Below are 26,083 nucleotides of genomic sequence, written 5' to 3'. Positions count from 1 at the left end.
TTAACCTAATGAAAATAGGTTAAAACCGCCTCTAGTTTTTCTAGTCAGCGCTTTTCACTTTAAACGTACTTTTTCACTTTTCTCTAACTGAATTACTTTTCCATCTTGCACAACAATTGTAATTGAACCATATTTCATATCAGCAAGCATCGCTTCAATCTTCTCGGATACTTCATCAAAATGTTCCCGTACACCCACGCGAACAGCCCCCCTTTTTATTCATAAAAAAAATCTTTCCCATTTCGAAAAGACTGTTCGGTAATATATTTTACCTTATCTTTCAAAATGGATTCCATTTTGCTGGATTTAGCACCTTGCTTTCTATAAGCAGGTTGCCGAGCTTCTTCGGGCCAGTTCCCTCCGCTTCTCTTGATAAGCTTTGTATTTGTATTTTATCATAATTCTGATTTTTTTCAATCCTAGTTTTCCGATATATTTTAATTATTTTATTTTTACAAAAAAGGAATTGCCCATCCGAACAACCCCTTTTTCTATTTAGACAAGCTCTTTAATACGTATGCGATCGTTCCCAATAATATTTTCATATGTTTCGCGTTCCACAACTACTTGCGATGTTCCGCCTTTTGCAAAGACAACGGCTGGTCTTCGAATCCGATTGTAATTATTCGCCATCGAGTACCCGTATGCTCCTGTACAGGAAACTGCTAGTAAATCAGAAGAAGCGACTTTTGGTAAATGAATATCCCAAATCAACATGTCTCCACTCTCACAGCATTTCCCGGCAATCGAAACGAGTTCCTCATTCTCATCATTCCCTCGATTCGCTAACATCGCTTCATAACGCGCGCTATATAAAGCAGGTCTTAAATTATCTGTCATTCCACCATCGACTGATACATATTTCCGAATACCAGGAATATCTTTCACAGATCCAACTGTATAAATTGTTGTCCCAGCATCACCTACAATGCTACGTCCTGGTTCAATCCATATTTCTGGCAATGGATATTCACATACAGTAAATTGTTCTCTCACTGCACTTGTTACAGCTCGCACATATGTCTCAAGAGTTAATGGTGTATCTGACTCTGTGTAGCGTATTCCAAATCCCCCGCCTACATTTAACACTTTTACTACATAGTTTGTTTGCTCTCTCACTTCTACTAAAAATTGGCGAAGAACTTCAATCGCTCGAACAAAACCAGCTGTTTCAAATATTTGCGATCCAATATGTGAATGGATCCCTAGCACATTATAATTGGATTTTTGTAAAGCAAATCTAATTGCCTGCATCGCTTGACCGTTTGAAACGCCAAATCCAAATTTCGAATCATCTTGGCCTGTCGTAATATATTCATGTGTGTGCGCCTCTACTCCAGGCGTTACACGAATTAATATGTTCACAAACTTTCCATGTTGCATCGCTAAATCGTGTAAAACTTCTAATTCAAAGAAATTATCTACGACAAAACAACCGATATTCGCCTGAAGAGCCATCACTATTTCTTCTTCTGTTTTATTATTTCCATGAAAATGAATACGTGATGCCGGAAATCCTGCTTGGAGCGCAGTATATAATTCTCCCCCAGAGACAACGTCTAATGACATATTCTCTTCACGAGCTACTCGGCACATCTCCATGCACAAGAACGCCTTGCTTGCATATGCTACTTGATAAGAGAAACCACTTTCTTTAAAAGCCCGATGAAATGCTCGGCATTTTCCTCGAATAGACTCTTCATCGTATACATAAAGTGGTGTTCCGTATTGCTTTGCTAGCTGCGTCGTATCGCACCCTCCAATTTCTAAGTGTCCTTGCCCATTAATTCGGCTTGTGCCGTGTAAATACATTTAAATTCCTCCCTTATTTCCTCTAAAACTCATAACCCCAATCTTCTATTCATTGCAGCACGCTTTTAGATAGACAAAAAACGCGCGGAACAATGTTCACACGCGTTTCTTATTAGGAAAAATATATATTGAAAAAATAAACGAGTTGTTATCTCCTCAAAATAAGAAACCGCATCAACATCTCCAAATAGCTCTCCATAAAATAAATCTTATGACAGTACTACATTTATTCAATGCAGTCCCAATATATGAATAAGATGGTTATTCTTATATTTCGGCAATAGTCCCTTTCAACCTATGATCACAGATTCCATTAAATCTCCCATAGCTTACTCTTTCCTATCGCGGCCTCTACCTTTGAGAGTAGATGAGGTAAGTCTATTTAATTTTCAAACATCTAATTGTTGCTATTAACAATACCAAAGGACCATTTTATTTGTCAAACAATTTTTTATATTGTTTTTTTGCAGTTTAATTTCGTATCGTCTGGTAAGCGCTTTACTAATACCTTTGTTACTTCCCATTCGCCTTCTTCGTTATTAAATGTAATCGTTACCTTCTCAAATGGTGGAGCAATTTTCCCAGCAACACGTTCATACTTTGTCACTTCAATACTTGCTTGAAATAAATATGTACCGCTATACACTTTTTTTAAACTAATAATTTTAGGACATTGATAAGGTTTCAAACTTCCATATTGTTTTTCAATTGCTTTATTTATTTTTGGAAATAAAACAGAATAAAGTGCATCTTCCATAAGAGGTGCATCATATTGGGCTACCGACACACTCGGTGAAGTAAAAAGTATAACACTACTGCATGCTATAAAATATAATAATTTTCGCATTATAACCTCCGTATTATCACGCGATTCTTTCTGCGTACAATAATTATCATACATAGAAATTCTGTTTTATTGTCTCCCACCACTCTTTTTCTACTCGATTATTATAAAAAAGCCCACAACCTTCTTTTATTTTCGTATAATGATACTCATAGTATAATAATCATAATAACAAAGGACTGTTCGTATATATAAAATGAGTCGTTAAGCAAACTGACTCTCAAGAACTGTCATGCTTTTTAGGAGAGGAGTATATTATGCTACAACATCTGTTTCCAAAACTGCGATTTGCACTCGTTGCAGTCGTTTTACTATGGATTAAAACATATATTGTGTACAAGCTAGCATTTGATATTAAAATTGATAATTTCTTTGAAGAATTCATGCTTTTTATCAATCCACTAGCTGCGTTACTTTTATTTTTCGGCTTAGCTTTACTTGCATCTAAGCACCGAAACCGAATTATAATTGGAATCAGTTTTATACTGTCATTTATTTTATTTGGAAACGCAATGTTTTATGGGTTCTATAACGATTTCGTTACTTTCCCAGTTTTATTCCAAACAAACAATATGGCTGATTTAGGGACAAGTATAAAAGAACTCTTTACGTACAAAACATTACTTTTATTTGCAGATGCAATTATTTTAATGTTTATTTCGCGTAAATTCCCGTCATTTGGCGACAAAACACCACTTTCCCGCTCAGAGAAGCGAACTTTCTTTAGCGGTGTAACAGCTTTATTAGCACTACAAATTGTTGTATCAGTTATTTATAAACCACAAATGTTCTCACGCTCATTTGACCGTCAAACTGTCGTGAAGAATTTAGGTTTATACACATATCATCTATTTGATATTACGCTTCAATCCAAGTCCTCAGCTGAGCGTGTATTTGCAAGTGGGGATGGGTTTTCTGAAATTAAAAACTATACAGACTCAAAAGACAAACAAGTTGATAAAAACTTATTTGGAGCTGCAAAAGGTAAAAATGTAATTTTAATTTCAATGGAATCTACACAAAGCTTTGTTATTAATAAAAAAATAAATGGAAAAGAAATTACACCATTTTTAAATGAATTTATTAAGGATAGTTTCTATTTCGATAACTTCTATCATCAAACTGGACAAGGTAAAACTTCTGATGCTGAATTTATCGTTGAAAACTCACTTTATCCGCTAGATCGTGGTTCTGTATTCTTTACTCATGCAACAAATGAATACACAGCGACACCAGAACAATTAAAGAAATACGGATATTCTTCTGCCGTCTTCCATTCAAATGATAAAACGTTTTGGAATCGGGATGTAATGTATCCTGCGCTTGGATATGATCGTTACTTTAATTTAAATGATTACGCAGGAACGGAGCAAATGTCTGTCGGTTGGGGATTAAAAGATAAAGAGTTCTTTGAACAATCTATTCCAAAGTTAAAATCTTTACCGCAACCGTTCTATACAAAATTTATTACATTAACAAATCATTTTCCATTTCTTCTAAATCCGGAAGATCAATATGTTGATGAATTCAACTCGGAAAGTGGTGTTGTAAACCGCTACTTCCCAACTGTTCGTTACACAGATGAAGCTCTTAAATTATTTATTAAACAATTAAAAGAAGAAGGATTGTATGATAATTCCGTTATTGTCATCTATGGTGATCATTACGGTATTTCCGAAAACCATAACGCAGCTATGGCACAGTTCCTAGGAAAAGATACTATTACACCATTCGATTCTATGCAATTACAACGAGTCCCTCTTATTATTCATGTGCCTGGCCAAGAAGGAAAAGTTGTTTCTAAAGTATCCGGTCAAATTGATATTAAGCCAACGCTCCTTCATTTACTTGGTATTAAAACAAATAAATCCGTTGAATTTGGAACTGACTTATTTATTAAAGAGAAAGACCCGCTTATGGTAATGCGTGATGGTAGCTTTGTTTCTGAAGAGTATGTTTATACAAAAAATATGTGCTACAAAAGAAGTACGGGTGAAGAAGCTGACATGACGCTATGTCAGCCGTATATTGAAAAAGCAAAAACAGAATTAAAACTCTCCGATAAATTAATTTATGGAGATTTATTACGCTTCGATCCTAATAATCGATATAAAACTGGAACGATGACAACGAAATTTGAATAGTAAAGGAAGCAACTTTATACAAGTTGCTTCCTCTTTTTATTTTCACTTAATTTTCAAACCATCCTTCTATGAAATCTTTCACAAATTGGTAATTTCTTTCGTATGAGGAATAAATTTATGGTATGATAAAATAAGTAAACTTTCATACACTAATTAAGAATTTATTACAGAAAGCAAGGGATCAGATTTTGTATAGAGCAGCTATTCCAAACTTATTTACGCTCGGAAATTTATATAGCGGATTTTTATCAATCGGCTATGCATCTTTAGGATATTATAAATCAGCTGCTATTTTAGTACTTATCGGGATGATGTTAGATAGTCTTGATGGTCGTGTTGCTCGTTTATTACGTGTTGATTCACAAATGGGAAAAGAACTCGACTCGCTTGCAGATGTCGTAACATTTGGTGCAGCACCAGCTGTTTTAATGTATTACACATCTTTCTCAAACTACGGAATCATCGGATTATACATAGCGGGATTATTCCCTCTTTTCGGAGCATATCGTTTAGCACGATTTAATGTAACACCATCTTCTACTTCAATGAAATATTTCACTGGAGTACCGATTACAGCAGCGGGAGGGCTTGTTGCTTTCTTAACATTATTTTCACATACCATTCCAAAAATCGTTCTTATTACCGTATTTGTAACGTTCGCATTTTTAATGGTGAGCCGCATTCGTATCCCAAGTTTAAAAGATGTACCAATTCCACGATATAGCATCATTATTACACTATTTTTAGTTGGAATCATTATTACAATGTATCAAACAGGATTTGGAAATTTTTCTGTTTTCTTATTTATTGCCATTCCACTATATATTTTGTACATGTTATCTCAATTCATTAGACAAAGACCGTCTAAAAAAGCGAATAAAGAAAAATAAGAAAACCTTCCGAGTCCGGAAGGTTTCTTTTTATTTTGTAACTAATACCATTTGATTTACAGGTGTTACTGGCTCTTCGCCGTTTAATACAGCTAAAATATTTCTGACAGCCATTTCAGCCATCGCATCACGAGTTTCAAATGTTGCATTCCCTACGTGTGGAGCAAGTACTACATTCTTTAATTCTTTTAACTCTTCTGTAATTTTCGGTTCAAATTCAAACACGTCAAGAGCTGCTCCTTCAATTTCATTCGTTTTTAATGCATGAGCAAGTGCTGCTTCATTCATAATTGGTCCACGTGAAGCATTTACAATATACGCTGTTTTCTTCATCATTTTAAACTGCTCTTCATCAATCATATGATGTAATTTTGGATTATAAGCACAGTTAATTGTAATAAAGTCTGCTGTTTGTAATAATTCTTCCAACATCACATACGTTGCCCCCAGCTCACTTTCAGCTTCAAGCTTACGATTTGGCCCTGTATATAAAACATCCATTCCAAATGCTTTCGCACGTTTTGCAACAGCCTTCCCGATTTCTCCAAGACCTATAATTCCGATTGTCTTACCATGAACTTCTCGTCCTAAGAAAAATAACGGTGCCCATCCGTTAAATCCAGTCGTACGACATAACGTATCCCCTTCAGGAATTCTACGCGCCGCTGCTAAAAGAAGTGCAAATGTTAATTCTGCAGTCGCTTCCGTTGATACTTTCGGTGTATTCGTAACTGCAATTCCTTTTTCGCCCGCATACTTGTAATCAATATTGTCGTAACCAGCACCATAGTTTGCAACAATCTTTAAATGAGGCGCTGCATCAATAACTTCTTTTGGCACCTTTGTCGAAAGTAAACTTAACAATGCATCTTTATCTTTTACACGCTCTGTTAATTCATCTATAGAAATTAATTCCTCTTTATCGTACATTTCTACATCATGATCTTTTAATAGTTCTAATCCAATTTCCGGAATTTTTCCCGCTACTAATATTTTTGCCACTACTAACACCTCTTCTATAGAAAATAAGATATCTCTTATATTTCATTGTAAGAAATCCACATATAAAAACCAAGGAATTTGATTATAGTTTTAAAAATCGACACTTTTCCATGAAAAAAGAGGAGATGCAACTCTCCCCTTTTCTTACGCTTTTTCCTGCGATTCTTTTCCAAGCTTCACATCAATCGTTCCTTCTGCAACCGTATCGCTAATTTGCTCCTCAATAACCGATTGAGATTCAGCATTCGTTTCAGAAGTATAGGCTTGTTGCTGTGCACCTTGTACATTTTGTTTATTTTGTTGTTTCGCCATTTCTTACCCTCCTTTTCATTCTTTCTTATTTTGAACAAAAAGGACGGTTTTCATTAAAAAATTGCGTTTCATTTTGAATTTGTTACTTCTTCTTCAAGCGACCTCATTACTCTTGCTCGCTTCGTAAATGTTGCAACCTGAGTAACACCGTGAGCTAGTAATGTTTGTACATTTTCTTGTACATAATTCCCTAAATCATTTGGATAATGGGCATCCGAAGAAATCGTAATTGGAACACCATACTTAGCTAATACTTGTAAATATAGTGGACTTGGGCACATTTCACGAACAGGATAACGATAGTATAATCCTGCATTTATTTCTGTTGCCGTATTCGTTTCTACTAACGCACAGGCAATTTCCTCATAATAAGAAAGCTGTTCATTCTCATCCAATCGATAATTAAATACCTTTATATTATCAAGATGAGCGATAATATCAAATAACTCGGTACGAATCGCACTCTCAACTGTTTTAAAAAACATATCATATAATGCGCGTAGGTCATGCTTCTCAAAATATTCTTTCGTATCTGGATTATCAAATCCCCAGCCATTTAGAAAATGAACGGAACCAATTATATAATCAAAGTCTCCTAGCGCTAATAATTCTTTTAACTCTCCTTCACAACCAATAAAATAATCCGCTTCAATTCCAAGTTTAAGTGTGACACCTCTTTTACTCCATCGTTCTTTCGCCTCTTCAATGACCTTTGTAAAATCATACAGTGAAACTACCCTTACTTGATCTAACCATTCCTTCTGTATACGACCGAGCTTAGAATCACTAATATCTACATATTTTTCATAATATCCTTTCGCTTCATGAAAACGATATAAATGATCAACAATCCCAACTTCTGTTATACCTTTTCGCACAGCTTCTTCTAAATAGAGGTCCATCCATTCTGTTGTAAATGGCCCTTCCTTCACACGCTTTTGCAAACGCTCTTGTGTTTTCATAAGCCAATCAATAGAATGCCTTTCTTGAAGCGGTTCATAACGTTCCAGCGCTTCATTTATTTTAGCAAGCCATCCTATTGAATACGGTCCTTCTTCTAAGTGAAGATGATAATCTACTTTCATATACATTCCCCCTTATAATGTATCTATTTCCCTTCTATCCCCAACTCTCGAAAGCTTTCCATTTCGTTCTTTCACCTCTCGCATGACATCTTCCAATGTAATATTTTTTTCAGCTAATAAAACGAAACAGTGATAAAATACATCAACCATTTCTTTCACTACTTCTTCTTTATCATTATTTTTACATGCGATAATTACTTCAGCACACTCTTCACCAATTTTCTTTAAAATTTTATCTTCTCCTTTTGAAAATAAATAATTTGTATACGATTCAGGAAGTGGGCTTTCCTTTCGTTCTTCAATTATTTTATACAGCAACTTAAAGGCATTTTCCATATGTATCCCCCTATATAATTTGATAGTGAAAACATGTCTTCTCTCCCGTATGACAAGCAGGTCCTACTTGTTTCACATTCACAACAATTGAATCTTGATCACAATCTAAATATAAAGATTGCACATATTGAAGATTCCCTGATGTTTCCCCCTTATTCCATAACGACTGCCTCGAACGAGAATAAAACCATGTTCTTTTCGTCTCTAACGTTTTTTCATATGCTTCTTCATTCATATAAGCTAGCATTAAAACTTCTTTCGTACCTTCTTCGATGACAATTGCTGGTATTAATCCTTTTGAAAAATTAGGTTTCATAACCGCACCTCAACATTTGCATCTCTTAATTTTCGCTTTACACTCTGCACTGTCGCCTCACCATAATGAAAGATGGATGCCGCTAACGCTGCATCAACTGTTGTCTTTTGAAAAACTTCTATAATGTGATCCGTATGACCACAGCCCCCTGATGCGATGACTGGAATGGAAACACTTTTTGAAATTTCTTCTGTTAAACGAAGGTCATATCCGCTTTTCGTTCCATCTGCATCCATACTCGTTAACAAAATTTCACCTGCCCCAAGTTTAACAACACGCTTCGCCCATTCTATGGCGTCCATTCCTGTGTCAACTCTTCCGCCGTTGACGTATACGTTCCATTTACCTTCTGCTACTTTTCTAGCATCAATTGCCACGACAATACATTGTGATCCAAAGTGTTCTGCCCCTTCTTCTATAAGCTTCGGGTTTCGCACTGCCGCTGAGTTTATTGAAACTTTGTCTGCTCCAGCTCTTAGTAAATTGTACATATCTTTCACACTTGAAATCCCCCCGCCAACCGTAAGAGGAATAAATACTTTAGCTGCTGTTTTTTCTACAACATCTATAATCGTTTTTCTTCCTTCATGAGTCGCTGTAATATCTAAAAATACGATTTCATCTGCCCCTGCCTCGTTATATGCTTCAGCTATTTCAACCGGATTACCGACATCTTGTAATCCTATAAAATTTACACCCTTTACGACTCGCCCTTCTTTCACATCTAGACATGGAATGATTCGTTTCGCTAACATAACTTCGTTACCTGTAACACTTCTTCTAAATCAATCGTTTTCTCGTAAAGCGCCTTTCCAATTATGACACCATATATATTCATATCATTTAACTTTTTCACATCTTGAATAGATGCCACTCCTCCAGAGGCGATGAGACGAATGCCCACACTTTTTTGAAGTATCGCTAATTGTTCAAAATTTGGACCTGTAAGCGTCCCGTCTTTCGAAATGTCTGTAAACACAATCGTTTGAACACCTAAACTTTCCATTTGTTTCGCTAAACTAACGTAAGAAATTTCAGACAGATCAAGCCAACCTCTCGTTGCTACGAAACCATTTTTCGCATCAATTCCAACAATGATTTTCTCTTTATATAGACGAACTGCTTCCTCTAAAAATGAATTATCATAAAGAGCTGCTGTTCCTAAAATCACTTTTTCTACACCTGCTGACAATAACTTCTCCACCGTTACAAGTGAACGAATTCCTCCTCCCACTTGCACAGGAATACGTACCGCCTTGCAGATTTTTTCAATGACGGGCAAATTTAACGACTCGCCAGCAATTGCACCGTCTAAATCAACAATGTGTAGTATTTCCGCTCCAAGCTTTTCAAATATGATCGCCTGCGCTACCGGATCTTCATTCATCACCGTTTCTTTACTAAACTCTCCTTGATAAAGTCTAACGCATCGCCCTTCTTTTAAATCGATAGCTGGGAAGATTTCCATGCTTCTACCACTCCTTGAAAATTTTTTAATATTTGCATGCCAATTTCGCCACTTTTTTCTGGATGAAACTGTGCACCAAATACATTTCCTTTCGCGACAAACCCTGGTATTTGCATTCCATAATCACTTACTCCGCATACAATTTCATCTGGACAATCCGCGTAATATGAGTGAACATAATACACGAAAGAACCATCCACTAATCCATTCCAAAGCGGAAATTCTCTTTCCTTCCTTAATTCATTCCATCCCATATGAGGAATTTTATACGAAACTTTTAACTTCCGAATTTCACCTGGTAGTAAACCTAACCCGCTACAATCTTTTAGTTCCTCACTTCGTTCAAATAAAAGTTGCATGCCCAAACATATACCGAGGAGTGGTTTTCCTATGTCACAAACTTCTTTTAGTACACACACTAAATCTCTTTCTTTTAATACTTCCATCGCTTTCGGAAATGCACCTACTCCCGGTAGAATCACGCCATCGCTTCTCAATATCTCTTCTTTATCACTCGTTACAATGTACTCTGCCTCAATATATTTTAATGCTTGCTCTACACTGCGAATATTCCCCATTCCATAATCTATAATGGCAATCAATTACAACATCCCTTTCGTTGAATTTACACCAGTAATGTTGGCATTTTTTTCGACCGCTTCTCTAAGCGCTCTACCAAAAGCTTTAAATAATGCTTCAATTTTGTGATGTGTATTACTTCCGTATAGAACGCGCGCATGTAATGTAATATTGGCAGCATGTGCAACTGCTCTAAAAAATTCTTCCGTCAATTCTGTATCAAAATCCCCGAGCTTCGGATTTGTTAATTCCCCTTGAAATACACAATATGAGCGTCCACTTATATCAATTGCAACAAATCCTAAAGATTCATCCATCGGTACATACGCGGAACCGTAACGATTAATTCCTTCTTTATTTTGCAATGCTTCTTTCAAGCAATTTCCGAGTACAATTCCAACATCTTCAACGGTGTGATGTGCATCGACAAATACATCACCTTCTGCCTCAACTTGCAATCCAAATCTTCCATGTCTAGCAAATAAAGTCAGCATATGATCGAAAAAACCAACCCCCGTTTGAATAGATACACTCGTACTTTCATCAAGCTGCAAACTTAATTTAATTTTTGTTTCTGTCGTCTCACGTGCTTGACTGGACTGACGCATTATTTTTCCTCCTCAAACCTTATTTGGATTGCTCTCGCATGTGCATGTAACCCTTCTTTATTTGCAAGCTCTACAATATGATGCTGTACATTTTTTAATGCTTCCTCTGTATAAGAAATAAAACTTGATTTTTTCACAAAATCATCGACTGATAACGGAGAAAAAAATCTTGCCGTTCCGCTCGTTGGTAATACATGATTCGGTCCCGCCAAATAATCCCCGAGCGGTTCAGGTGCATATGGCCCAAGGAAAATAGAGCCTGCATGTTTCACATAATCTAGAGCATTCATCGGTTCTTTTATATGTAACTCTAAATGTTCTGGAGCAATTTTATTTGATAACTTTAGTGCCTCCTCTAAAGAAGCAACGATAAAGATGGCTCCATTTCTATTTATTGATTCACGTGCAATTTCACTTCTTGGTAACGTTTCTAACTGTCTTTCTACCTCTTTTTCTACTTCTTTAGCTAGTTCCATATTCGTTGTAATACAAATCGCCGTTGCTCTCTCATCATGCTCTGCTTGCGATAATAAATCCGCTGCGATATATTTTGCATTACCTGTTTCATCCGCGACAACTACAATTTCTGATGGACCAGCAATCATATCGATATTTACTATCCCGTATACTTCTCGTTTCGCTAGAGCGACGTACAAATTTCCCGGTCCAACTATTTTATCCACTTTCGGAATCGATTCCGTCCCGTATGCTAAAGCAGCAATTGCTTGTGCGCCACCTATCGTATAAATTTCATCTACTCCCGCAAGATTTGCCGCAGCTAATATATGAGGATCAATTCCCCCTTTCCTCGGCGGTGTTACCATTACAATCTTTTTCACACCTGCAAGTTTCGCCGGCAATACATTCATTAATACTGAAGAAGGATATGAGGCTGTCCCACCCGGTACATATACACCTACATTTTCTAATGGCCGAATAAGCTGCCCTCTAATTATGCCTTTACTTTCACAATCGAATATTGAATACTTCTTTTGCTTTTCGTGATACGAAACAATGTTTTTCTTCGCCTCTTTTAAAGCTTCTAAAAATGAATTCTCTACAAACATACTCGCTTGCTGTATTTCTTCTTCACTTACACGAAAATCTTTCATCTCTACACCATCAAACTTTTTTGTATAGAAAGATAAAGCCTCATCATTCCCTTCCCTTACATGTCTAATGATTTCTCTTACACTTCTTTGAACAGTTTCTTCTATTATATTAGCGTTTTCTCTTAGCACTTTTATTTTAGATAATGCCTCCTTAAAGTCTTCATAAATGATTTCCATTTTAAATCCTCCTATTTCCCTGATAAGATTTCTTGCTCCATCATATTTATAATGCTGAATATTTCGTCTTTTTTAGTTTTTAAGGCTGCCTTATTTACAATCATCCGAGCCGATATAAAGTACATTTCCTCAAATACAATGAGTCCATTCTCTTGTAATGTTTTTCCTGTTTCAACAATATCTACAATCGCATCTGCCAATCCAAGAAGAGGAGCGATTTCTACAGAACCTTCTATTTTAATAATTTCTACATCCTCTCCCTTATCATGAAAATAAGTAGAAGTAATATGTGGGTATTTCGTAGCGATTCTTTTCTTCCGGTAACTCTTCGGATTATACGTAGGAATAGAAGCAACACAAAACTTACAAATCCCCACTCCTAAATCCAGCATTTCATAAATATCTTTCTCGTTTTCCATTAAAATATCTTTTCCAACGATGCCAATATCAGCTACCCCATGTTCTACATAAGTAGCAACATCAACCGCTTTTACTAAAATAAATGAAACATTTGTATTTTTACTTTGAAATACAAGCTTCCGACCTTTATTTTTGAGCTCGGAACAATCAATTCCAATCTGCTCAAAAAGTGGAATGACATGTTTTTCTAATCTTCCTTTCGTTAACGCAATTTGAATGTTACGCATGAAGCCTCTCCTTCTTTCTGGACTACCCATTTCTCATTCCATACATATTCCACTAAGTATTCATTCTTTGCCTCAACGACCGTTCCTATTTTATTTTTTCTTGCGAATTGAAAGGTATCGCTTAAATTAGAGAATAGAGATAACCAAGCATTTTTCCCATCCTTTCGAAGTAAATTTCGTAGCCTTTCTGCTTCCGCTAATCTATTTAACTCATAATGAATCACAATATCAATTTGATTTCGTTCATATGGTTCTTGCTGCTCTTGCAGCGCCTTCACAATTTGATTTACTTGTACCGCGAGTCCAACAGCTGGCAGCATTTCTCCAAAATTGCCAATTAGCTCATCGTATCTTCCGCCACTAACGATTTCTTCTCCAATTTCATATATATATCCTTTGAAAATAACACCCGTATAGTAATCTAAGTGTTGAATCATGCCCAAATCAATTGATATGTAAGAACCATATCCTAACGTTTCAATTGTTTCATACATTTCTTTTATTCTTGCAATTGCCATTTTCATTTCATTACTTGAAGCAAGCTTTTCTGCTTCCTCAATAACTTCTAAATTTCCAAATAGCCTTGGCAATTTCTCAAGTAACCTTACTGTCTCATCGCATCGATTTAATTTCTTTTCTCCGATAAAATTTGAGAGGGCTGCATAATTTTTACTTTCTATATACGTTCTAAGTACCCTTTCTTCTTCATCATGGATGGAGAGTTTTTTTACAATACATTTATATAACTGTACTTGCCCAATCTCAATTGTAAAAGATTGCACCTTCAACTTTTGAAGTGCTTGAATGACACTTATTACACATTCAATTTCAGCTCTTACATTATCAATCCCGATAACTTCAATACCACTTTGTACGATTTCATTATATTTTCCAGAATGGGATTCATTCGCTCGAAATACATTCCCGCTATACGTCACTTTAAGTGGCGTATCCCATCTCTGTGTTCCAATAACTCTCGCTAAAGGAATTGTCATATCTGGACGTAAAACGATAATCCTTCCCTTTTCATCAAAAAATTTATACATCTTCTCTTCATCTATCGGTCTATTTTGAAATGCAAAAACGTCATAAAATTCAATTGTAGGTGTTCTTATTTCTTCATAACCTCTCTCTAAAAAAGTAAGCCTTAATTTTTGTTCTACTTCTTCAATTAACGTACATTCTTCGAATAAATAATCTCTCGTTCCATTTGGATTTGCCCGTTTCCATTTTGTCATCTAAATTTTCACACCTTTCCCCTTCTAATGTATGCCTATTTCATTCCCCTAAGCCGAAAATAAAAAGAGCCTTGTAGACAAAATACCTACAAGGCTCTTCAGTAGAGTGTAGGTACAACGGGAATAACCCTTGTACCTACACGTTTTCACGCTAGGTTCAAGGGTTTCATGTATGATGATGTAGTTGTGTAAGCATTGTAATAGATTGCACGATATTCATAATACTTACTCCCTTTCTCCTCTGATTTTCACATAGTATATAACAGTTAATTTTGAATGTAAATACATTTTTAATATTCCGTCATTTTTTTAATGTAAAGCCACTTTTCTTTCATACTCTTTTATTTCTTGTTCATATTGCATTGTAATACTAATTTCATCTAAACCATTTAATAACTTCTCTTTCCACATTCTCTCGATTGTAAAATGGAATCTATGCGTATTCGTTGTCATTATTTCATTTTCTAAATCAACTGTGATTTGTTCTCTCGCATCTGTTTTAGCAAGTTGTTCACGCATATCTTTATCCATTACAATCGGTAACATGCCATTTTTCATACAATTCATATAAAAGATATCGGCAAATCCTCCAGCGATAATAACGCGGAAACCATAATCAGCAAGTGCCCATGGAGCATGTTCTCTTGACGAGCCACATCCAAAATTATCGCCTGTGATTAATATACTGGCTCCTTTTCTTTCTTGTGCATTAAGCGGGAAATTAGGGTTTTCTTGGCGATTATTATCATATCGCCACTCATCAAATAAAAACTTCCCAAACCCAGTTCTTTCAATTCTCTTTAAATATTGCTTCGGAATAATTTGATCTGTATCAATGTTATCATTCATCAGTACTGCGGCAGTACCTTTATGAATACGAAATGGCTCCATCATAACTCTCCTTTCTAATATCAACAAAATGACCATATAACGCAGCCGCTGCCGCCATTGCCGGGCTAACTAAATGCGTTCGTGCTCCCTTTCCTTGTCTTCCTTCAAAATTGCGATTTGACGTAGAGGCACAATGTTCCCCTTCAGGCACTTGATCTGGATTCATACCTAGACACATTGAGCATCCGGGCTCTCTCCATTCAAATCCAGCTTCTTCAAATATGCGATGTAATCCTTTATGCATCGCTGCTTCTCTTACCCTTTGAGATCCAGGTACAACAAGTGCTCGCACACCTTCTTTTACTTTTTTACCTTTCACGACAGATGCAGCAATTTCTAAGTCAGAAAGCCTGGAATTTGTACAAGATCCAATGAAAACATGTTGAACTGGAATGTCATACGTACTTTGTCCGGGACTCAATCCCATATAAGAAAACGCTCTTTCGTCATTTGCATCATGCTTTTCTGGCAATTTCTCATCGATCCGAACACCCATACTAGGATTTGTTCCCCACGTAACGTACGGTGCTAAATCCGTAACATCTACTAGAATATGTAAATCATAAACTGCATCTAAATCTGTATAAAGTTCTGACCATTTTTTCTTAATAGATTCATAGTCTTTCGGTGCATATTTACGCCCTTTTACGTAAGCAACCGTTTTTTCATCTGGTGCAATAATGCCAGCCTTTGCTCCCCCTTCAATTGCCATATTGCAAAGCGTCATCCTCTCTTCCATATCCATAGCATGAATGGCCTCTCCGTAAAATTCCATTACGTAACCTGTTCCAACTGCTACTCCGTACTTTGAAAGAAGATGTAAAATAATATCTTTCGCATAAACACCTTGCGGTAACTTTCCTTTTAACTCAATGCCCATCGCTTTCGGCTTTCGTTGCCATAACGTTTGCGTTGCCAATACATGTTCCACTTCACTCGTACCAATACCAAACGCTAGTGCGCCAAAAGCACCGTGTGTCGCTGTATGACTATCACCACAAACAATCGTTTTTCCTGGCTGTGTGAGTCCAAGTTCTGGTCCTATTACATGAACGATCCCTTGCTCTTCATCTCCGATATCCGCTAATGGCACCTGAAATTGTTTACAGTTTTCCCGAAGTGTATCTAGTTGCTGCTTCGCAATGCGGTCGGTAATATTCCAAACATCTTTCGTTGGAATATTATGATCCATCGTTGCAAATGTTAAATCTGGTCTGCGGACTGTTCGATTTGTAAGCCGCAAGCCTTCAAAGGCTTGCGGTGACGTTACTTCATGAACAAGATGTAGATCGATATATAATAAATCCAATCCATTTTCATTAGTCGCAACTACATGTCTTTCCCAAAGCTTATCTAGTAACCTTTTCCCCATTATCTTCCTCTCCCTACTAACGCTTGCTCTTCCATTTCTTGAATAACTGCCTTTGTAAATGAAGTTGTCGTTTCAGTCCCCCCGATATCTGCTGTACATTTTCCTGATTTAAGGACTGCAGAAACTGCTTCTTCAATTGCATATCCTTCTCTCGTTAATCCGAACGATTGCCCAAGCATCATTGCAACAGAACGCATCATCGCAATTGGATTCGCCTTATTTTTCCCCGCAATATCCGGTGCTGATCCGTGAATAGGCTCGTATAATGAAGGCCCCTTTTCAGCGTGACTTGCTGATGGAAGCATTCCTAATGATCCAGCTAATACTGAAGCCTCATCACTTAAAATATCACCAAATAAATTTTCCGTTACAATAACGTCAAATCTTCCTGGATTCCGAATTAATTCCATAGCTGCTGCATCTACTAAAATGTGTTCTACTTCCACATTTGGGTAGCGAAGTGCTACTTCTTCTGTCACAGTTCTCCATAATTTACTAGACTCTAAAACATTCGCTTTATCAATAGATGTTACTTTTTTCTTCCGCTTATTCGCTAATTGAAAAGCATACGAAACGATACGTTCAATTTCATGGCGATGATACGTAAGTGTATCTGTCGCCACTTCTTCCGTTCGCTCTTTCGGATAAGAAAAATAAATTCCGCCTGTTAATTCACGAACGACAACGAAATCAATTTCATCAGCGTTTTTTAATGGTGATAAATGTGCAGTTGCACTTTCTACCGTTACAGGGCGAACATTCGCAAATACACCGAGTCCTTTTCTTAATGCTAATAATCCTTTCTCAGGCCTTTCTTTCGCACTATCCCACCTTGGTCCACCTACTGCTCCAAGTAAAACCGCATCACTCGCTAAACAGGCGGCAAGTGTTCGCTGTGGTAATGGTTGCCCAGTTAAATCGATAGCAACACCACCAAAGTACTCATCTTGCAAATGAAAATGATGTCCATATAGCCTTTCTACCATATGCAATACTTCCTTCGCACTTTCCATTACTTCTGGACCAACACCATCACCAGCTAAACAAACGATACGTTTTTCCATTTTTAACACTCCTTTTAACTGAATTTTCAGAACTTTAATTTGATAGGTGAGGAAAGCTTCTCTCACCTATCAAATATTTATTTCACAAGCGCTATAAGAGATTTTAATTTCCCTGCTGCATGGACATAAGCTCTCGCCGACGCTTCCAATACGTCTTGCGCAACTCCGAAACCTGATATTTGGTGACTACCTTCTTTTAATTCAACATGAACGTGAGCAAGTGCATCTTGACCTTGTGTAATAGATTGTATGCGATAATCTGCCAATTCACATTCTAATCCTAAAATTCTTTGAATCGCATTGTATATCGCTTCAATACTACCAGAACCAGTGGCTGCATCTTCATATACATTTCCTTCCTCATCCTTCAGCACAACTGTTGCGCATTGTGTACTATTTGATACGAAATGCACTTGTAATTGCGTAATGTTATATTGCTGAGCTGCAAATGCTGCTTCACCAAGCATAAGTGCGCGTAAATCTTCTTCAGTAATTTCCTTTTTACGATCAGCCAATTTTTTAAATGCTTCGAATGCCGCATCTCGCTCTTCATTTGTAAATTCATAACCAAGCTCTTTCATTTTTTCCGTAAACGCATGACGGCCAGAATGTTTCCCAAGTACAAAGAGATTTTGAGATTCTCCTATAAGCGCTGGTTCGATAATTTCATAAGTTGTTACTTCTTTTAAAACCCCGTCTTGGTGGATGCCCGATTCATGAGCAAATGCATTCGCTCCAACGATTGCTTTATTTTTCGGTACAACCATACCCGTTAACCTGCTTACTAATATACTCGTCGCCTTAATTTCTTTTAAAGTCATTGAAGGCTCTGCTTTATAAAAATCTTTTCTAATATGAAGAGCTACCGCAACTTCTTCTAACGCTGCATTCCCTGCTCTTTCTCCAATGCCATTAATCGTTCCTTCTACTTGCAATGCTCCTCCTTCAACCGCAGCTAACGAATTTGCTACTGCCATACCAAGATCATCGTGACAATGACAAGAAAAAATCGCTTTTTCATATGATGGAACGGATTCTTGTAAGTATTTAAAAAGAGAATAATACTCTTCCGGATTCGTATATCCAACTGTATCTGGAATATTAATTACATTCGCTCCTGCACGAATCGCAACTTCTACTGCTTCAGCTAAAAAATCTCTTGTTGTTCTTGTCGCATCTTCTGCAGAAAATTGTACTGTCGGAAATAATGATTTTCCAAGCGTAACCGAGCGATGAATACTATTTAACACATCTTCTTTTGACATACAAAGTTTATATTTCATATGAATATCACTCGTAGCTAAAAATACGTGTAGACGAGGAGATACAGCACCTTTCACAGCTTCATATGCTCTTCGAATGTCACTTTCTTTCGCTCTAGCTAAACTCATAACCGTAGCATTTTGAATTGTATTCGCAATACGTTTTACCGATTGAAAGTCACCTTCGGAAGCTGCCGCGAATCCAGCTTCCATTACATGAATACCAAGCCTCTCTAATTGCCTAGCAATTTGTAATTTCTCTTGTTCATTTAAATTTACTCCTGGTGATTGTTCGCCATCACGAAGCGTTGTATCCATGAACAAAACCTGCTTCATATTATTTAACCCCTACCTTTACTCGCGGCTGTACGAAAGGCATCATTTCACGTAATTTACGTCCAACTACTTCGATTTCATGTTTATTCTCTTTCTCATTTGTCGCATGGAAATTTGGTCTTCCTGCTTTATGCTCTGCAATCCAGCCTCTTGCAAATGTACCATCTTGAATTTCTGCTAATACTGCCCCCATCGCTTTCTTCGTATCTTCAGTAACAACGCGTGGTCCTGATACGAAGTCTCCCCACTGCGCTGTATCTGAAACTGAATATCTCATATTTTCAAGTCCACCTTCGTACATAAGGTCAACGATTAGCTTCAGTTCATGTAAACATTCAAAATATGCAAGTTCAGGCTGATATCCTGCATCAACTAACGTTTCAAACCCAGCTTTTACAAGTGCAGTCACTCCGCCGCAGAGTACAGCTTGCTCTCCAAATAAATCTGTTTCTGTTTCTTCTTTAAACGTCGTTTCTAGTACACCAGCTCTCGTTGCTCCAATTCCGTCAGCATAAGAAAGTGCTTTTTCAGTCGCAACTCCTGTTGCATCTTGATATACTGCAAATAATGCAGGAACAGCCCCGCCCTCGGCGAACGTACGGCGTACGAGATGCCCCGGTCCTTTTGGCGCTACTAGAAATACATCTACATTAGCTGGTGGTTTTACTTGATCAAAGTGAACATTAAATCCATGTGCGAACACGAGGGAGTTTCCAGCCTGTAAATTTGGTGCAATTTCAGCTTCATATACTTCTGGTTGTAATTCATCAGGCAGTAGAATCATTACTACATCAGCTTTTTCCGCTGCTTCTGCTACTGTATATACAGAAAATCCATCTTCATTCGCTTTATTCCAAGACTTACCTTTTCTTAAACCTACTACTACATCAAATCCGTTATCACGTAAATTTTGCGCATGTGCATGACCTTGCGAGCCATATCCGATGATTGCTACTTTCTTTTCCTTTAATACATTTACTGTTACATCTTTCTCATAATAAACTTTTGCCATTTTCATTTCCCCCTATATTTAAATGATTATTGAATTAACATAACTTGCTTATCTTGTTTTTTCATACTACGTGTAAATGCTGTTACACCTGTTCTAGCAATTTCTTTCAAACCGTATGGACGAAGTAATTCAATTAACGCTTCTACTTTATCTTGCGTACCTGTTACTTGCACAACTATGGAATCCTTCCCAACATCTATTACAGCGGCTCGAAACGGTTCAATTAAACTATATAATTCTGCCCTCGCTACAGAAGTTGCTACTTTAATAAGAGCAAGCTCTCTAGCAATCATTGCTTCTTCTGTAATATCTGATACTTTCAGTACGTCAATTTGCTTATGCAGTTGTTTAATTAACTGCTCCACTTGCTGTTCACTTTCAACGTGTACAACAATCGTCATTCGCGATATATCTGATGATTCTGTATGACCTACTGAAATACTTTCAATATTAAAATGTCTTCGTGTCATAACCCCTGTGATTCGGTTTAACACACCACTTTGATTTCGAACTGTCGCTGTAACAATTCTCTTCACCCTTTTTCCACTCCCTCCATTTGGTGAACACCTTTTCCTGGCGCAACCATCGGCATAACCTTCTCTGATTGAAGTACACGACAATCAATTACGACTGGCTCTTGTAATTCGATCGCATGCTGGATTTGCTTCTTTGCAAGAAGTGGATCGTCAATACGAACACCTTTTATGTCATATGCATTCGCAAGAGCGACGAAATCTGGTTGGCATGGTAATAAAGAATGTGAATATCTTTGATTGTAAAATTCATCTTGCCATTGTCTTACCATTCCTAAAGCTTCATTATTTAAAATAAATACTTTAACGGGTAAAGCGTGTTCTTTTAATACACTTAATTCTTGTAGAGTCATTTGAAACCCAGCATCACCAACAATTGCAATAACTAATTCTTCAGGCTTTGCAATTTGCGCACCGATTGCTGCTGGAAATCCAAACCCCATCGTTCCTAATCCACCAGAAGTTACCCATTTATCTGGATTTTTCAGCGGATAATATTGGGCTGCCCACATTTGGTGTTGCCCAACGTCTGTTGTTACAATCGCTTCTCCCTTCGTAATTTCATATAACATATCAATTGCGTATTGGGGCTTAATACTTTCAGAATTTCTTTTATAAGAGAATGGATATTGTTCTTTTCTCCCCTTTAATAAAGTGATCCATTCATGATGATTTTCTTTTCCCCCTTCTGGTTCAAGTAATACTTCCAATGCCCGCTTAGCACTTGCAACAATAGGAATTTCAGTTGGCACATTTTTCCCAATTTCTGCTGGATCGATATCGATATGCGCAACAGTAGCCCCTTTAGCAAAATAAGCTAAATTCCCTGTAAGCCGATCATCAAATCTCGCGCCTATATTAATGAGTAAGTCACATTCATATAACGCCATATTGGCTGTATAAGAACCATGCATTCCTCCCATCCCTAGAAATAGTTCATCATCTGGTGGAAAACCACCAAGACCAAGTAATGTATGCACAACAGGGATTTCATATTTACGAGCAAAATTTGTCAATTCTTTCGAAGCTTTCGCATGCAATATACCCGCTCCAGCTAAAATTAACGGTTTTTTTGCGGTTTCAATTACTTTGAGTAATTTGTTTATTTGAAGTAGATTCGGTTCATAATTAGGGTTATATCCCGGTAAATCCATTTGTACATTGCTACATTGCTCACCTTTCTCGACTACCATATCTTTCGGAAGGTCAATAACGACTGGTCCTGGTCTTCCAGTTTTAGCAATATGAAATGCTTCTTTAATAATTCGAGGTAAATCTGAGGCCTTTCGCACTTGATAGTTATGTTTTGTCACTGGCATCGTAAGTCCCATAATATCTGCCTCTTGAAAAGCATCGCTCCCAATTAACGTTGTTGCTACTTGGCCTGTAAATACTACAAGTGGCAATGAATCAATCATCGCATCAGCTAGACCCGTAATTACATTTGTAGCACCTGGCCCACTCGTTGCAATTACAACCCCTGGATGCCCTGTAATTCTGGCATACCCTTCAGCAGCGTGAATTGCCCCTTGCTCATGCCTTGTTAAAATATGCGGAATTTCACAATCATACAATGCATCATAGAGAGGTAAAACGGCACCACCCGGATAACCGAAAATCACTTCTACGCCTTCCTTTTCTAGCGCTTCTAACAATAGCTGTGCACCAGTTGCCAGTTTCTCTTCCGTTTTTGAAGACATTGTTCTTATAAGCCCCCTTTTTCAAACTTTTATACAATAAAAAAATCCTACGTCCACACTCCAGCTATGTGCTGAAGGGACGAAAGATTTCGCGGTACCACCCTTCTTCGCAAGAATACTCTTGCCTCAGTGATCCATAAATGGATCTAGCTAATAACGGAGCTACCGTCTAAGCCTAGACAAATGCTTTAGCTTAGCACTCAAGGGCGATGTTCGTCGACGTGAACCATCGGTTTTCAGCAACCACCGACTCTCTGTGAGGCTTCACAATCAACTACTCCTCCCTATCAACGCTTTCTTATGTTAAAAAAGTTGTTATCCAACTTTATTTTCTTCATAAATTTTCTCTCCATCTTCTACAACTAACTTACGAAACTCTTTTAATAAACGGTTCGTATGTGGACCTGTTTGCCCTAAGCCAATCGTTCTACCATCTACTGTCGTAACAGCAATCACTTCAGCAGCTGTTCCTGTTAAAAACACTTCATCAGCTACATATACATCATGTCTTGTAAATAACTCTTCTCTTACGTCATACCCAAGTTTTTCGCCGATTTCTAAAATGGCGTTTCGTGTAATACCTTCTAACGCTCCAGCAGAACTTGGTGGTGTAATTAATTTATTTCCTTTAACAATAAACACGTTATCTCCTGATCCTTCAGCTACATATCCTTGATCATTTAACATAAGTGCTTCTTGTACTCCAGCTAATTTCGCTTCAATACGAACTAAAATATTGTTTAAGTAATTTAAAGATTTTACTTGAGGGGATAAAACATCGGGACGATTTCGGCGCGTTGCAACTGTTACAACTGGAATCCCTTTCTCATAATATTCTTGTGGGAATAAAGATAATTGTTCTGCAATTACTACTACATTCGGCTTCTTACATGAATCGGGATCCAATCCAAGATTTCCTGCTCCTCTTGATACAACAAGGCGAATGTATCCATTAGATAATTTATTTTGTCGAATCGTCTCAACAACAATATTTGTTACTTCATCTAATGAATATGGAATTTCTAAAAGGATTGATTTTGCTGATTCATACAGCCGGACAAGATGCTCTCTCAAACGGAAAACATTACCGCTATAAACTCTAATTCCTTCAAACACTCCATCGCCATATAAATAGCCATGATCATATACTGAAACTTTTGCCTCATCTTTTGGAACAAATTCTCCATTTAAGAAAATCCATTGCTCATTCACTAGAAGCGCCTCCTATGTTCTATGAATTTTTTATTGTTTCCTAGTTTACTCTCCTTTCTAAATAAATCAAGTGAATTTTTAGAAAATTTATAATTTTTAATCGTACGTACTTCTTTGCTTATACTGATTTAACAACATTGTTAACGTTTACAAAAAGTCAAAAAATTTTTTCGCCAATTTCCACTAAAAAAATATTTGTTTAAAAGAAGGATTTTCATCAATTGATACGAATCTATTGTATTCAATAAACGGACGTCCGATTTTATAAATCCGGGGATATATAACGACTTTTGCTGAAAAAGGGGGAAAATAACAAAAATAGCGCTGTCTAAAAATAACATTCATATTTTTCATTTCGTAATCATAATCCTATTTTTAAAAAACAATTTGTCAAAATAAAGGAGGAAATAAATATGGCGTGTGTACAAATTAAAGGAACGAGACAAGAGGTAGTAGAAATGCTGCAATTATTTGATCTAATGGATACGAAAGGTTTTTGTAAATTCGATAATTACGTAGAGGTAGAACCAAATACGAAAGAACATAATCATTTTATTGCTTCAATCGACATCCATTCAAATACTTCTTCAGCACAAGATACATTAAACGATCAATTCGTTAGTCAAATGCTTACTGGCGTATATAACGACTAAACAAAGATTTACTTCCTACCGTCTTTTCATAAATATATGCAGTGAACTTGAGCATACTAGCAATTAGATGGTAGGAGGTGATAATTATGGCTAGAATTGGCGTTGAAAACTCATTAACAGACGTTCAACAAGCTCTTCAACAACAAGGTCATGAAGTTGTTACACTTAACTCAGAACAGGATGCACAAGGGTGTGATTGTTGCGTTGTAACTGGGCAAGATTCTAATGTGATGGGCATTGCAGATACATCAATTAAAGGATCAGTCATTACAGCTCACGGTTTAACAACGGATGAAATTTGTCAACAAGTTGAAAGTCGCACTTAAAAAATGAAAGAGGACCCCTTTTAAAAGGAGTCCTCTTTTTTATATTCACCTAACGGGAAAGTAACATATACTGGATGAAAGCCCTACCTCTCTCTCATCATTACGGTTCCACTGACCGCTCCTTGATTCACTAGTATACATATATAGCTTATAAATACAATTTATAGGGTTTGTTCACAAAAGTTGTTGATAAAATTACCCGATCTTTCGCAAACTTTTCGTATTGCATTCATAAGAGATATTTACTTTACACTAGCTGTAACCGAGACACGAATTGAAATTCTAACACCAATACAATAACTTGTCAACTTTTTTCCGTAAATTAAAAACAGACATTAACGGTTTGTCTGTTTTAGAATGGAGCTTTTTCTTTTATTACATATACAACAAAGCCGCTAACTAACATAAATAAGCCAACTACTAAGTTTTTGATATTAATCATAAATTCCTCTCCCTTATTCCACACATCATATATATTTACATTTCAATTATTCCGATCATCCTAAAGCGCACTTTTTCTAATATATCATAATTCCTAAAAAATGCAAGTTCACTTTTGACGACCATTCACAAATTTATCTACAGTGCTTGGTACAGTATTTAAAGCCTTTTCAATTAAATGTGTACTGCTGTTGAGATGTAATACTTGCACCCCATTAGAACCAACTACTAAAAAAGCTACTGGACTAATGGAAACCCCAGCCCCGCTTCCTCCTCCAAATGGATGCCCTTGTTTGTTCTCTTTATGCTGATTTTGCCCACCGTTATGTTTTTCAGTGATGAAATCCCCTTTAAAATCACTTCCACCAGCTCCAAAACCAAAAGCCACTTGAGATACTGTTAATACTACATTTCCGTCAGCTGTTGAAACCGGGCTCCCAACAATTGTATTTACATCTACCATTTCTTTTAAATTTGTCATTGCCGTTTTCATTAAATTTTCAATTGGATGTTCCATTATGTATTGCACCCTTTCCTCATTATTCCTTTTTATATTTTCCAAAATAGAGGAAGTCATACTAACTTTTCCTATTTCAAAAAAACATTTTCCTTCTTTTAAAAGATACTACTCCCTGTACATGCTCCGGTATAGTGAAACTTTAATCAGTGGGATGTGTACGTAGCTCGACTCCCACAAATAGCGGGATAAAA

Annotated in this window: 29 protein-coding genes, 2 riboswitches and 1 other annotated feature; of the genes, 4 read left to right on the top strand and 25 right to left on the bottom strand. The window is 36.8% G+C overall.

What is annotated here, in order from left to right; translation table 11 throughout:
- Positions 1 to 54: 54 nt before the first annotated feature.
- The 3 genes from N2V80_RS07165 to N2V80_RS07155 form a co-directional block, all read right to left on the bottom strand.
- Complete coding sequence (locus N2V80_RS07165; protein ID WP_000538896.1) at positions 55 to 198, bottom strand: YezD family protein; 144 nt, start codon at positions 196 to 198, stop codon at positions 55 to 57.
- A 72-nt stretch (positions 199 to 270) separates the two neighbouring features.
- Positions 271 to 379: riboswitch (SAM riboswitch) on the bottom strand.
- Positions 380 to 495: 116 nt separating this feature from the next.
- Positions 496 to 1,812, bottom strand: coding sequence for a diaminopimelate decarboxylase (lysA, locus tag N2V80_RS07160; RefSeq protein ID WP_000280649.1), 1,317 nt, complete (start codon positions 1,810 to 1,812; stop codon positions 496 to 498).
- 180 nt (positions 1,813 to 1,992) lie between these two features.
- Positions 1,993 to 2,174, bottom strand: a riboswitch (Lysine riboswitch).
- 89 nt (positions 2,175 to 2,263) lie between these two features.
- Positions 2,264 to 2,659, bottom strand: a complete 396-nt coding sequence (locus N2V80_RS07155; RefSeq protein WP_001228824.1) for a DUF3888 domain-containing protein — start codon at positions 2,657 to 2,659, stop codon at positions 2,264 to 2,266.
- Between the two features lie 254 nt (positions 2,660 to 2,913).
- On the opposite strand from N2V80_RS07155, the gene N2V80_RS07150 reads away from it, so the two are divergent.
- Entirely contained in the window at positions 2,914 to 4,800 is a 1,887-nt protein-coding gene (locus N2V80_RS07150) for an LTA synthase family protein (protein WP_000939082.1), read from the top strand.
- A gap of 188 nt (positions 4,801 to 4,988) precedes the next feature.
- Entirely contained in the window at positions 4,989 to 5,690 is a 702-nt protein-coding gene (gene pssA / locus N2V80_RS07145) for a CDP-diacylglycerol--serine O-phosphatidyltransferase (protein WP_000285417.1), read from the top strand.
- Between the two features lie 30 nt (positions 5,691 to 5,720).
- Here the strand turns inward: pssA and N2V80_RS07140 are convergent, their stop codons facing one another.
- The 20 genes from N2V80_RS07140 to ilvE all read right to left on the bottom strand — a co-directional run bounded on the left by N2V80_RS07140 (position 5,721) and on the right by ilvE (position 23,952).
- Positions 5,721 to 6,692 carry an NAD(P)-dependent oxidoreductase gene (locus N2V80_RS07140; RefSeq protein ID WP_061655653.1) on the bottom strand — a complete coding sequence of 324 codons (972 nt, stop codon included), beginning with the start codon at positions 6,690 to 6,692 and terminating at the stop codon, positions 5,721 to 5,723.
- A 144-nt stretch (positions 6,693 to 6,836) separates the two neighbouring features.
- On the bottom strand, positions 6,837 to 7,004 hold the full coding sequence (locus N2V80_RS07135) for a YozQ family protein (RefSeq protein ID WP_001118880.1): 168 nt from the start codon (positions 7,002 to 7,004) through the stop codon (positions 6,837 to 6,839).
- A gap of 68 nt (positions 7,005 to 7,072) precedes the next feature.
- A complete protein-coding gene (locus N2V80_RS07130; RefSeq protein WP_000861846.1) occupies positions 7,073 to 8,089 on the bottom strand; it encodes a histidinol phosphate phosphatase domain-containing protein in 1,017 nt (338 codons plus the stop codon).
- Positions 8,090 to 8,101: 12 nt separating this feature from the next.
- Complete coding sequence (gene hisE / locus N2V80_RS07125) at positions 8,102 to 8,425, bottom strand: phosphoribosyl-ATP diphosphatase (protein ID WP_000426351.1); 324 nt, start codon at positions 8,423 to 8,425, stop codon at positions 8,102 to 8,104.
- A gap of 10 nt (positions 8,426 to 8,435) precedes the next feature.
- The gene (gene hisI, locus N2V80_RS07120; protein ID WP_000803961.1) at positions 8,436 to 8,741 is read right to left on the bottom strand and encodes a phosphoribosyl-AMP cyclohydrolase; all 306 of its coding nucleotides are present in this window, start codon (positions 8,739 to 8,741) and stop codon (positions 8,436 to 8,438) included.
- Positions 8,738 to 9,496, bottom strand: coding sequence for an imidazoleglycerol phosphate synthase cyclase subunit (gene hisF / locus N2V80_RS07115; protein WP_000880117.1), 759 nt, complete (start codon positions 9,494 to 9,496; stop codon positions 8,738 to 8,740). The genes hisI and hisF overlap by 4 nt, the downstream gene beginning before the upstream one ends.
- The gene (gene hisA, locus N2V80_RS07110) at positions 9,490 to 10,209 is read right to left on the bottom strand and encodes a 1-(5-phosphoribosyl)-5-[(5-phosphoribosylamino)methylideneamino]imidazole-4-carboxamide isomerase (RefSeq protein WP_000402299.1); all 720 of its coding nucleotides are present in this window, start codon (positions 10,207 to 10,209) and stop codon (positions 9,490 to 9,492) included. The genes hisF and hisA overlap by 7 nt, the downstream gene beginning before the upstream one ends.
- Complete coding sequence (hisH, locus tag N2V80_RS07105) at positions 10,182 to 10,811, bottom strand: imidazole glycerol phosphate synthase subunit HisH (RefSeq protein ID WP_000560336.1); 630 nt, start codon at positions 10,809 to 10,811, stop codon at positions 10,182 to 10,184. Before hisH ends, hisA begins: the two co-directional genes overlap by 28 nt.
- A complete protein-coding gene (hisB, locus tag N2V80_RS07100) occupies positions 10,812 to 11,396 on the bottom strand; it encodes an imidazoleglycerol-phosphate dehydratase HisB (RefSeq protein WP_001249951.1) in 585 nt (194 codons plus the stop codon).
- Positions 11,396 to 12,685 (bottom strand): histidinol dehydrogenase, encoded by a 1,290-nt coding sequence (gene hisD / locus N2V80_RS07095; protein ID WP_000402913.1) that lies wholly within the window; start codon positions 12,683 to 12,685, stop codon positions 11,396 to 11,398. Before hisD ends, hisB begins: the two co-directional genes overlap by 1 nt.
- Positions 12,686 to 12,696: 11 nt before the next feature.
- Entirely contained in the window at positions 12,697 to 13,332 is a 636-nt protein-coding gene (hisG, locus tag N2V80_RS07090) for an ATP phosphoribosyltransferase (protein WP_001244493.1), read from the bottom strand.
- A complete protein-coding gene (locus N2V80_RS07085; RefSeq protein WP_000170293.1) occupies positions 13,308 to 14,570 on the bottom strand; it encodes an ATP phosphoribosyltransferase regulatory subunit in 1,263 nt (420 codons plus the stop codon). The genes hisG and N2V80_RS07085 overlap by 25 nt, the downstream gene beginning before the upstream one ends.
- 309 nt (positions 14,571 to 14,879) lie before the next feature.
- Positions 14,880 to 15,461 (bottom strand): 3-isopropylmalate dehydratase small subunit, encoded by a 582-nt coding sequence (leuD, locus tag N2V80_RS07080; protein ID WP_000433190.1) that lies wholly within the window; start codon positions 15,459 to 15,461, stop codon positions 14,880 to 14,882.
- The gene (leuC, locus tag N2V80_RS07075) at positions 15,439 to 16,833 is read right to left on the bottom strand and encodes a 3-isopropylmalate dehydratase large subunit (protein WP_000518102.1); all 1,395 of its coding nucleotides are present in this window, start codon (positions 16,831 to 16,833) and stop codon (positions 15,439 to 15,441) included. The genes leuD and leuC overlap by 23 nt, the downstream gene beginning before the upstream one ends.
- On the bottom strand, positions 16,833 to 17,897 hold the full coding sequence (gene leuB / locus N2V80_RS07070; RefSeq protein ID WP_000415384.1) for a 3-isopropylmalate dehydrogenase: 1,065 nt from the start codon (positions 17,895 to 17,897) through the stop codon (positions 16,833 to 16,835). Before leuB ends, leuC begins: the two co-directional genes overlap by 1 nt.
- Positions 17,898 to 17,974: 77 nt before the next feature.
- Positions 17,975 to 19,495 carry a 2-isopropylmalate synthase gene (leuA, locus tag N2V80_RS07065; protein WP_000815755.1) on the bottom strand — a complete coding sequence of 507 codons (1,521 nt, stop codon included), beginning with the start codon at positions 19,493 to 19,495 and terminating at the stop codon, positions 17,975 to 17,977.
- A 1-nt stretch (position 19,496) separates the two neighbouring features.
- Positions 19,497 to 20,507: a ketol-acid reductoisomerase gene (gene ilvC / locus N2V80_RS07060; protein ID WP_001151747.1), complete on the bottom strand. Its 1,011-nt coding sequence runs from the start codon at positions 20,505 to 20,507 to the stop codon at positions 19,497 to 19,499.
- Between the two features lie 26 nt (positions 20,508 to 20,533).
- Positions 20,534 to 21,043, bottom strand: coding sequence for an acetolactate synthase small subunit (gene ilvN, locus N2V80_RS07055; RefSeq protein ID WP_000822952.1), 510 nt, complete (start codon positions 21,041 to 21,043; stop codon positions 20,534 to 20,536).
- Positions 21,040 to 22,740, bottom strand: coding sequence for an acetolactate synthase large subunit (gene ilvB, locus N2V80_RS07050; protein ID WP_061655654.1), 1,701 nt, complete (start codon positions 22,738 to 22,740; stop codon positions 21,040 to 21,042). Before ilvB ends, ilvN begins: the two co-directional genes overlap by 4 nt.
- Before the next feature lie 72 nt (positions 22,741 to 22,812).
- Positions 22,813 to 23,040 (bottom strand) — a binding site (T-box leader).
- 15 nt (positions 23,041 to 23,055) lie between these two features.
- The gene (ilvE, locus tag N2V80_RS07045) at positions 23,056 to 23,952 is read right to left on the bottom strand and encodes a branched-chain-amino-acid transaminase (protein ID WP_001005487.1); all 897 of its coding nucleotides are present in this window, start codon (positions 23,950 to 23,952) and stop codon (positions 23,056 to 23,058) included.
- Positions 23,953 to 24,365: 413 nt separating this feature from the next.
- Between ilvE and N2V80_RS07040 the strand changes: the two genes are divergently transcribed.
- Positions 24,366 to 24,605 (top strand): DUF3911 family protein, encoded by a 240-nt coding sequence (locus N2V80_RS07040; protein ID WP_000752512.1) that lies wholly within the window; start codon positions 24,366 to 24,368, stop codon positions 24,603 to 24,605.
- 86 nt (positions 24,606 to 24,691) lie between these two features.
- Positions 24,692 to 24,931 carry a YkuS family protein gene (locus tag N2V80_RS07035; RefSeq protein WP_000101022.1) on the top strand — a complete coding sequence of 80 codons (240 nt, stop codon included), beginning with the start codon at positions 24,692 to 24,694 and terminating at the stop codon, positions 24,929 to 24,931.
- Between the two features lie 352 nt (positions 24,932 to 25,283).
- Here N2V80_RS07035 and N2V80_RS07030 read toward each other — a convergent pair whose 3' ends face one another.
- Both N2V80_RS07030 and ytfJ read right to left on the bottom strand, forming a co-directional pair.
- Positions 25,284 to 25,373 (bottom strand): hypothetical protein, encoded by a 90-nt coding sequence (locus N2V80_RS07030; protein ID WP_000608227.1) that lies wholly within the window; start codon positions 25,371 to 25,373, stop codon positions 25,284 to 25,286.
- 108 nt (positions 25,374 to 25,481) lie between these two features.
- Complete coding sequence (gene ytfJ, locus N2V80_RS07025; protein WP_000204234.1) at positions 25,482 to 25,949, bottom strand: GerW family sporulation protein; 468 nt, start codon at positions 25,947 to 25,949, stop codon at positions 25,482 to 25,484.
- Positions 25,950 to 26,083: the final 134 nt, after the last annotated feature.

The organism is Bacillus sp. FSL W8-0640 (assembly GCF_038007725.1).
GTDB classification, from domain to species: Bacteria; Bacillota; Bacilli; order Bacillales; family Bacillaceae_G; genus Bacillus_A; species Bacillus_A cereus.
Note: the sequence above shows the minus strand (reverse complement) of the source record. Positions and strands in the feature narration are given on the sequence as shown.

Bases quoted from the DNA above. Each gene is read 5' to 3' on its own strand.
- N2V80_RS07150 (WP_000939082.1), top strand. From the start codon at position 2,914: ATGCTACAACATCTGTTTCCAAAACTGCGATTTGCACTCGTTGCAGTC.
- N2V80_RS07135 (WP_001118880.1), bottom strand. From the start codon at position 7,004: ATGGCGAAACAACAAAATAAACAAAATGTACAAGGTGCACAGCAACAA.
- N2V80_RS07040 (WP_000752512.1), top strand. From the start codon at position 24,366: ATGGCGTGTGTACAAATTAAAGGAACGAGACAAGAGGTAGTAGAAATG.
- lysA (WP_000280649.1), bottom strand. From the start codon at position 1,812: ATGTATTTACACGGCACAAGCCGAATTAATGGGCAAGGACACTTAGAA.
- N2V80_RS07035 (WP_000101022.1), top strand. From the start codon at position 24,692: ATGGCTAGAATTGGCGTTGAAAACTCATTAACAGACGTTCAACAAGCT.
- hisF (WP_000880117.1), bottom strand. From the start codon at position 9,496: ATGTTAGCGAAACGAATCATTCCATGTCTAGATGTGAAAGAAGGGCGA.
- N2V80_RS07155 (WP_001228824.1), bottom strand. From the start codon at position 2,659: ATGCGAAAATTATTATATTTTATAGCATGCAGTAGTGTTATACTTTTT.
- hisA (WP_000402299.1), bottom strand. From the start codon at position 10,209: ATGGAAATCTTCCCAGCTATCGATTTAAAAGAAGGGCGATGCGTTAGA.
- N2V80_RS07085 (WP_000170293.1), bottom strand. From the start codon at position 14,570: ATGACAAAATGGAAACGGGCAAATCCAAATGGAACGAGAGATTATTTA.
- hisG (WP_001244493.1), bottom strand. From the start codon at position 13,332: ATGCGTAACATTCAAATTGCGTTAACGAAAGGAAGATTAGAAAAACAT.
- ilvB (WP_061655654.1), bottom strand. From the start codon at position 22,740: ATGTCTTCAAAAACGGAAGAGAAACTGGCAACTGGTGCACAGCTATTG.
- leuD (WP_000433190.1), bottom strand. From the start codon at position 15,461: ATGGAGCCATTTCGTATTCATAAAGGTACTGCCGCAGTACTGATGAAT.
- leuA (WP_000815755.1), bottom strand. From the start codon at position 19,495: ATGAAGCAGGTTTTGTTCATGGATACAACGCTTCGTGATGGCGAACAA.
- hisB (WP_001249951.1), bottom strand. From the start codon at position 11,396: ATGCGTCAGTCCAGTCAAGCACGTGAGACGACAGAAACAAAAATTAAA.
- hisE (WP_000426351.1), bottom strand. From the start codon at position 8,425: ATGGAAAATGCCTTTAAGTTGCTGTATAAAATAATTGAAGAACGAAAG.
- hisD (WP_000402913.1), bottom strand. From the start codon at position 12,685: ATGGAAATCATTTATGAAGACTTTAAGGAGGCATTATCTAAAATAAAA.
- leuC (WP_000518102.1), bottom strand. From the start codon at position 16,833: ATGGGGAAAAGGTTACTAGATAAGCTTTGGGAAAGACATGTAGTTGCG.
- hisI (WP_000803961.1), bottom strand. From the start codon at position 8,741: ATGAAACCTAATTTTTCAAAAGGATTAATACCAGCAATTGTCATCGAA.
- ilvC (WP_001151747.1), bottom strand. From the start codon at position 20,507: ATGGCAAAAGTTTATTATGAGAAAGATGTAACAGTAAATGTATTAAAG.
- leuB (WP_000415384.1), bottom strand. From the start codon at position 17,897: ATGGAAAAACGTATCGTTTGTTTAGCTGGTGATGGTGTTGGTCCAGAA.
- N2V80_RS07030 (WP_000608227.1), bottom strand. From the start codon at position 25,373: ATGATTAATATCAAAAACTTAGTAGTTGGCTTATTTATGTTAGTTAGC.
- N2V80_RS07130 (WP_000861846.1), bottom strand. From the start codon at position 8,089: ATGAAAGTAGATTATCATCTTCACTTAGAAGAAGGACCGTATTCAATA.
- ytfJ (WP_000204234.1), bottom strand. From the start codon at position 25,949: ATGACTTCCTCTATTTTGGAAAATATAAAAAGGAATAATGAGGAAAGG.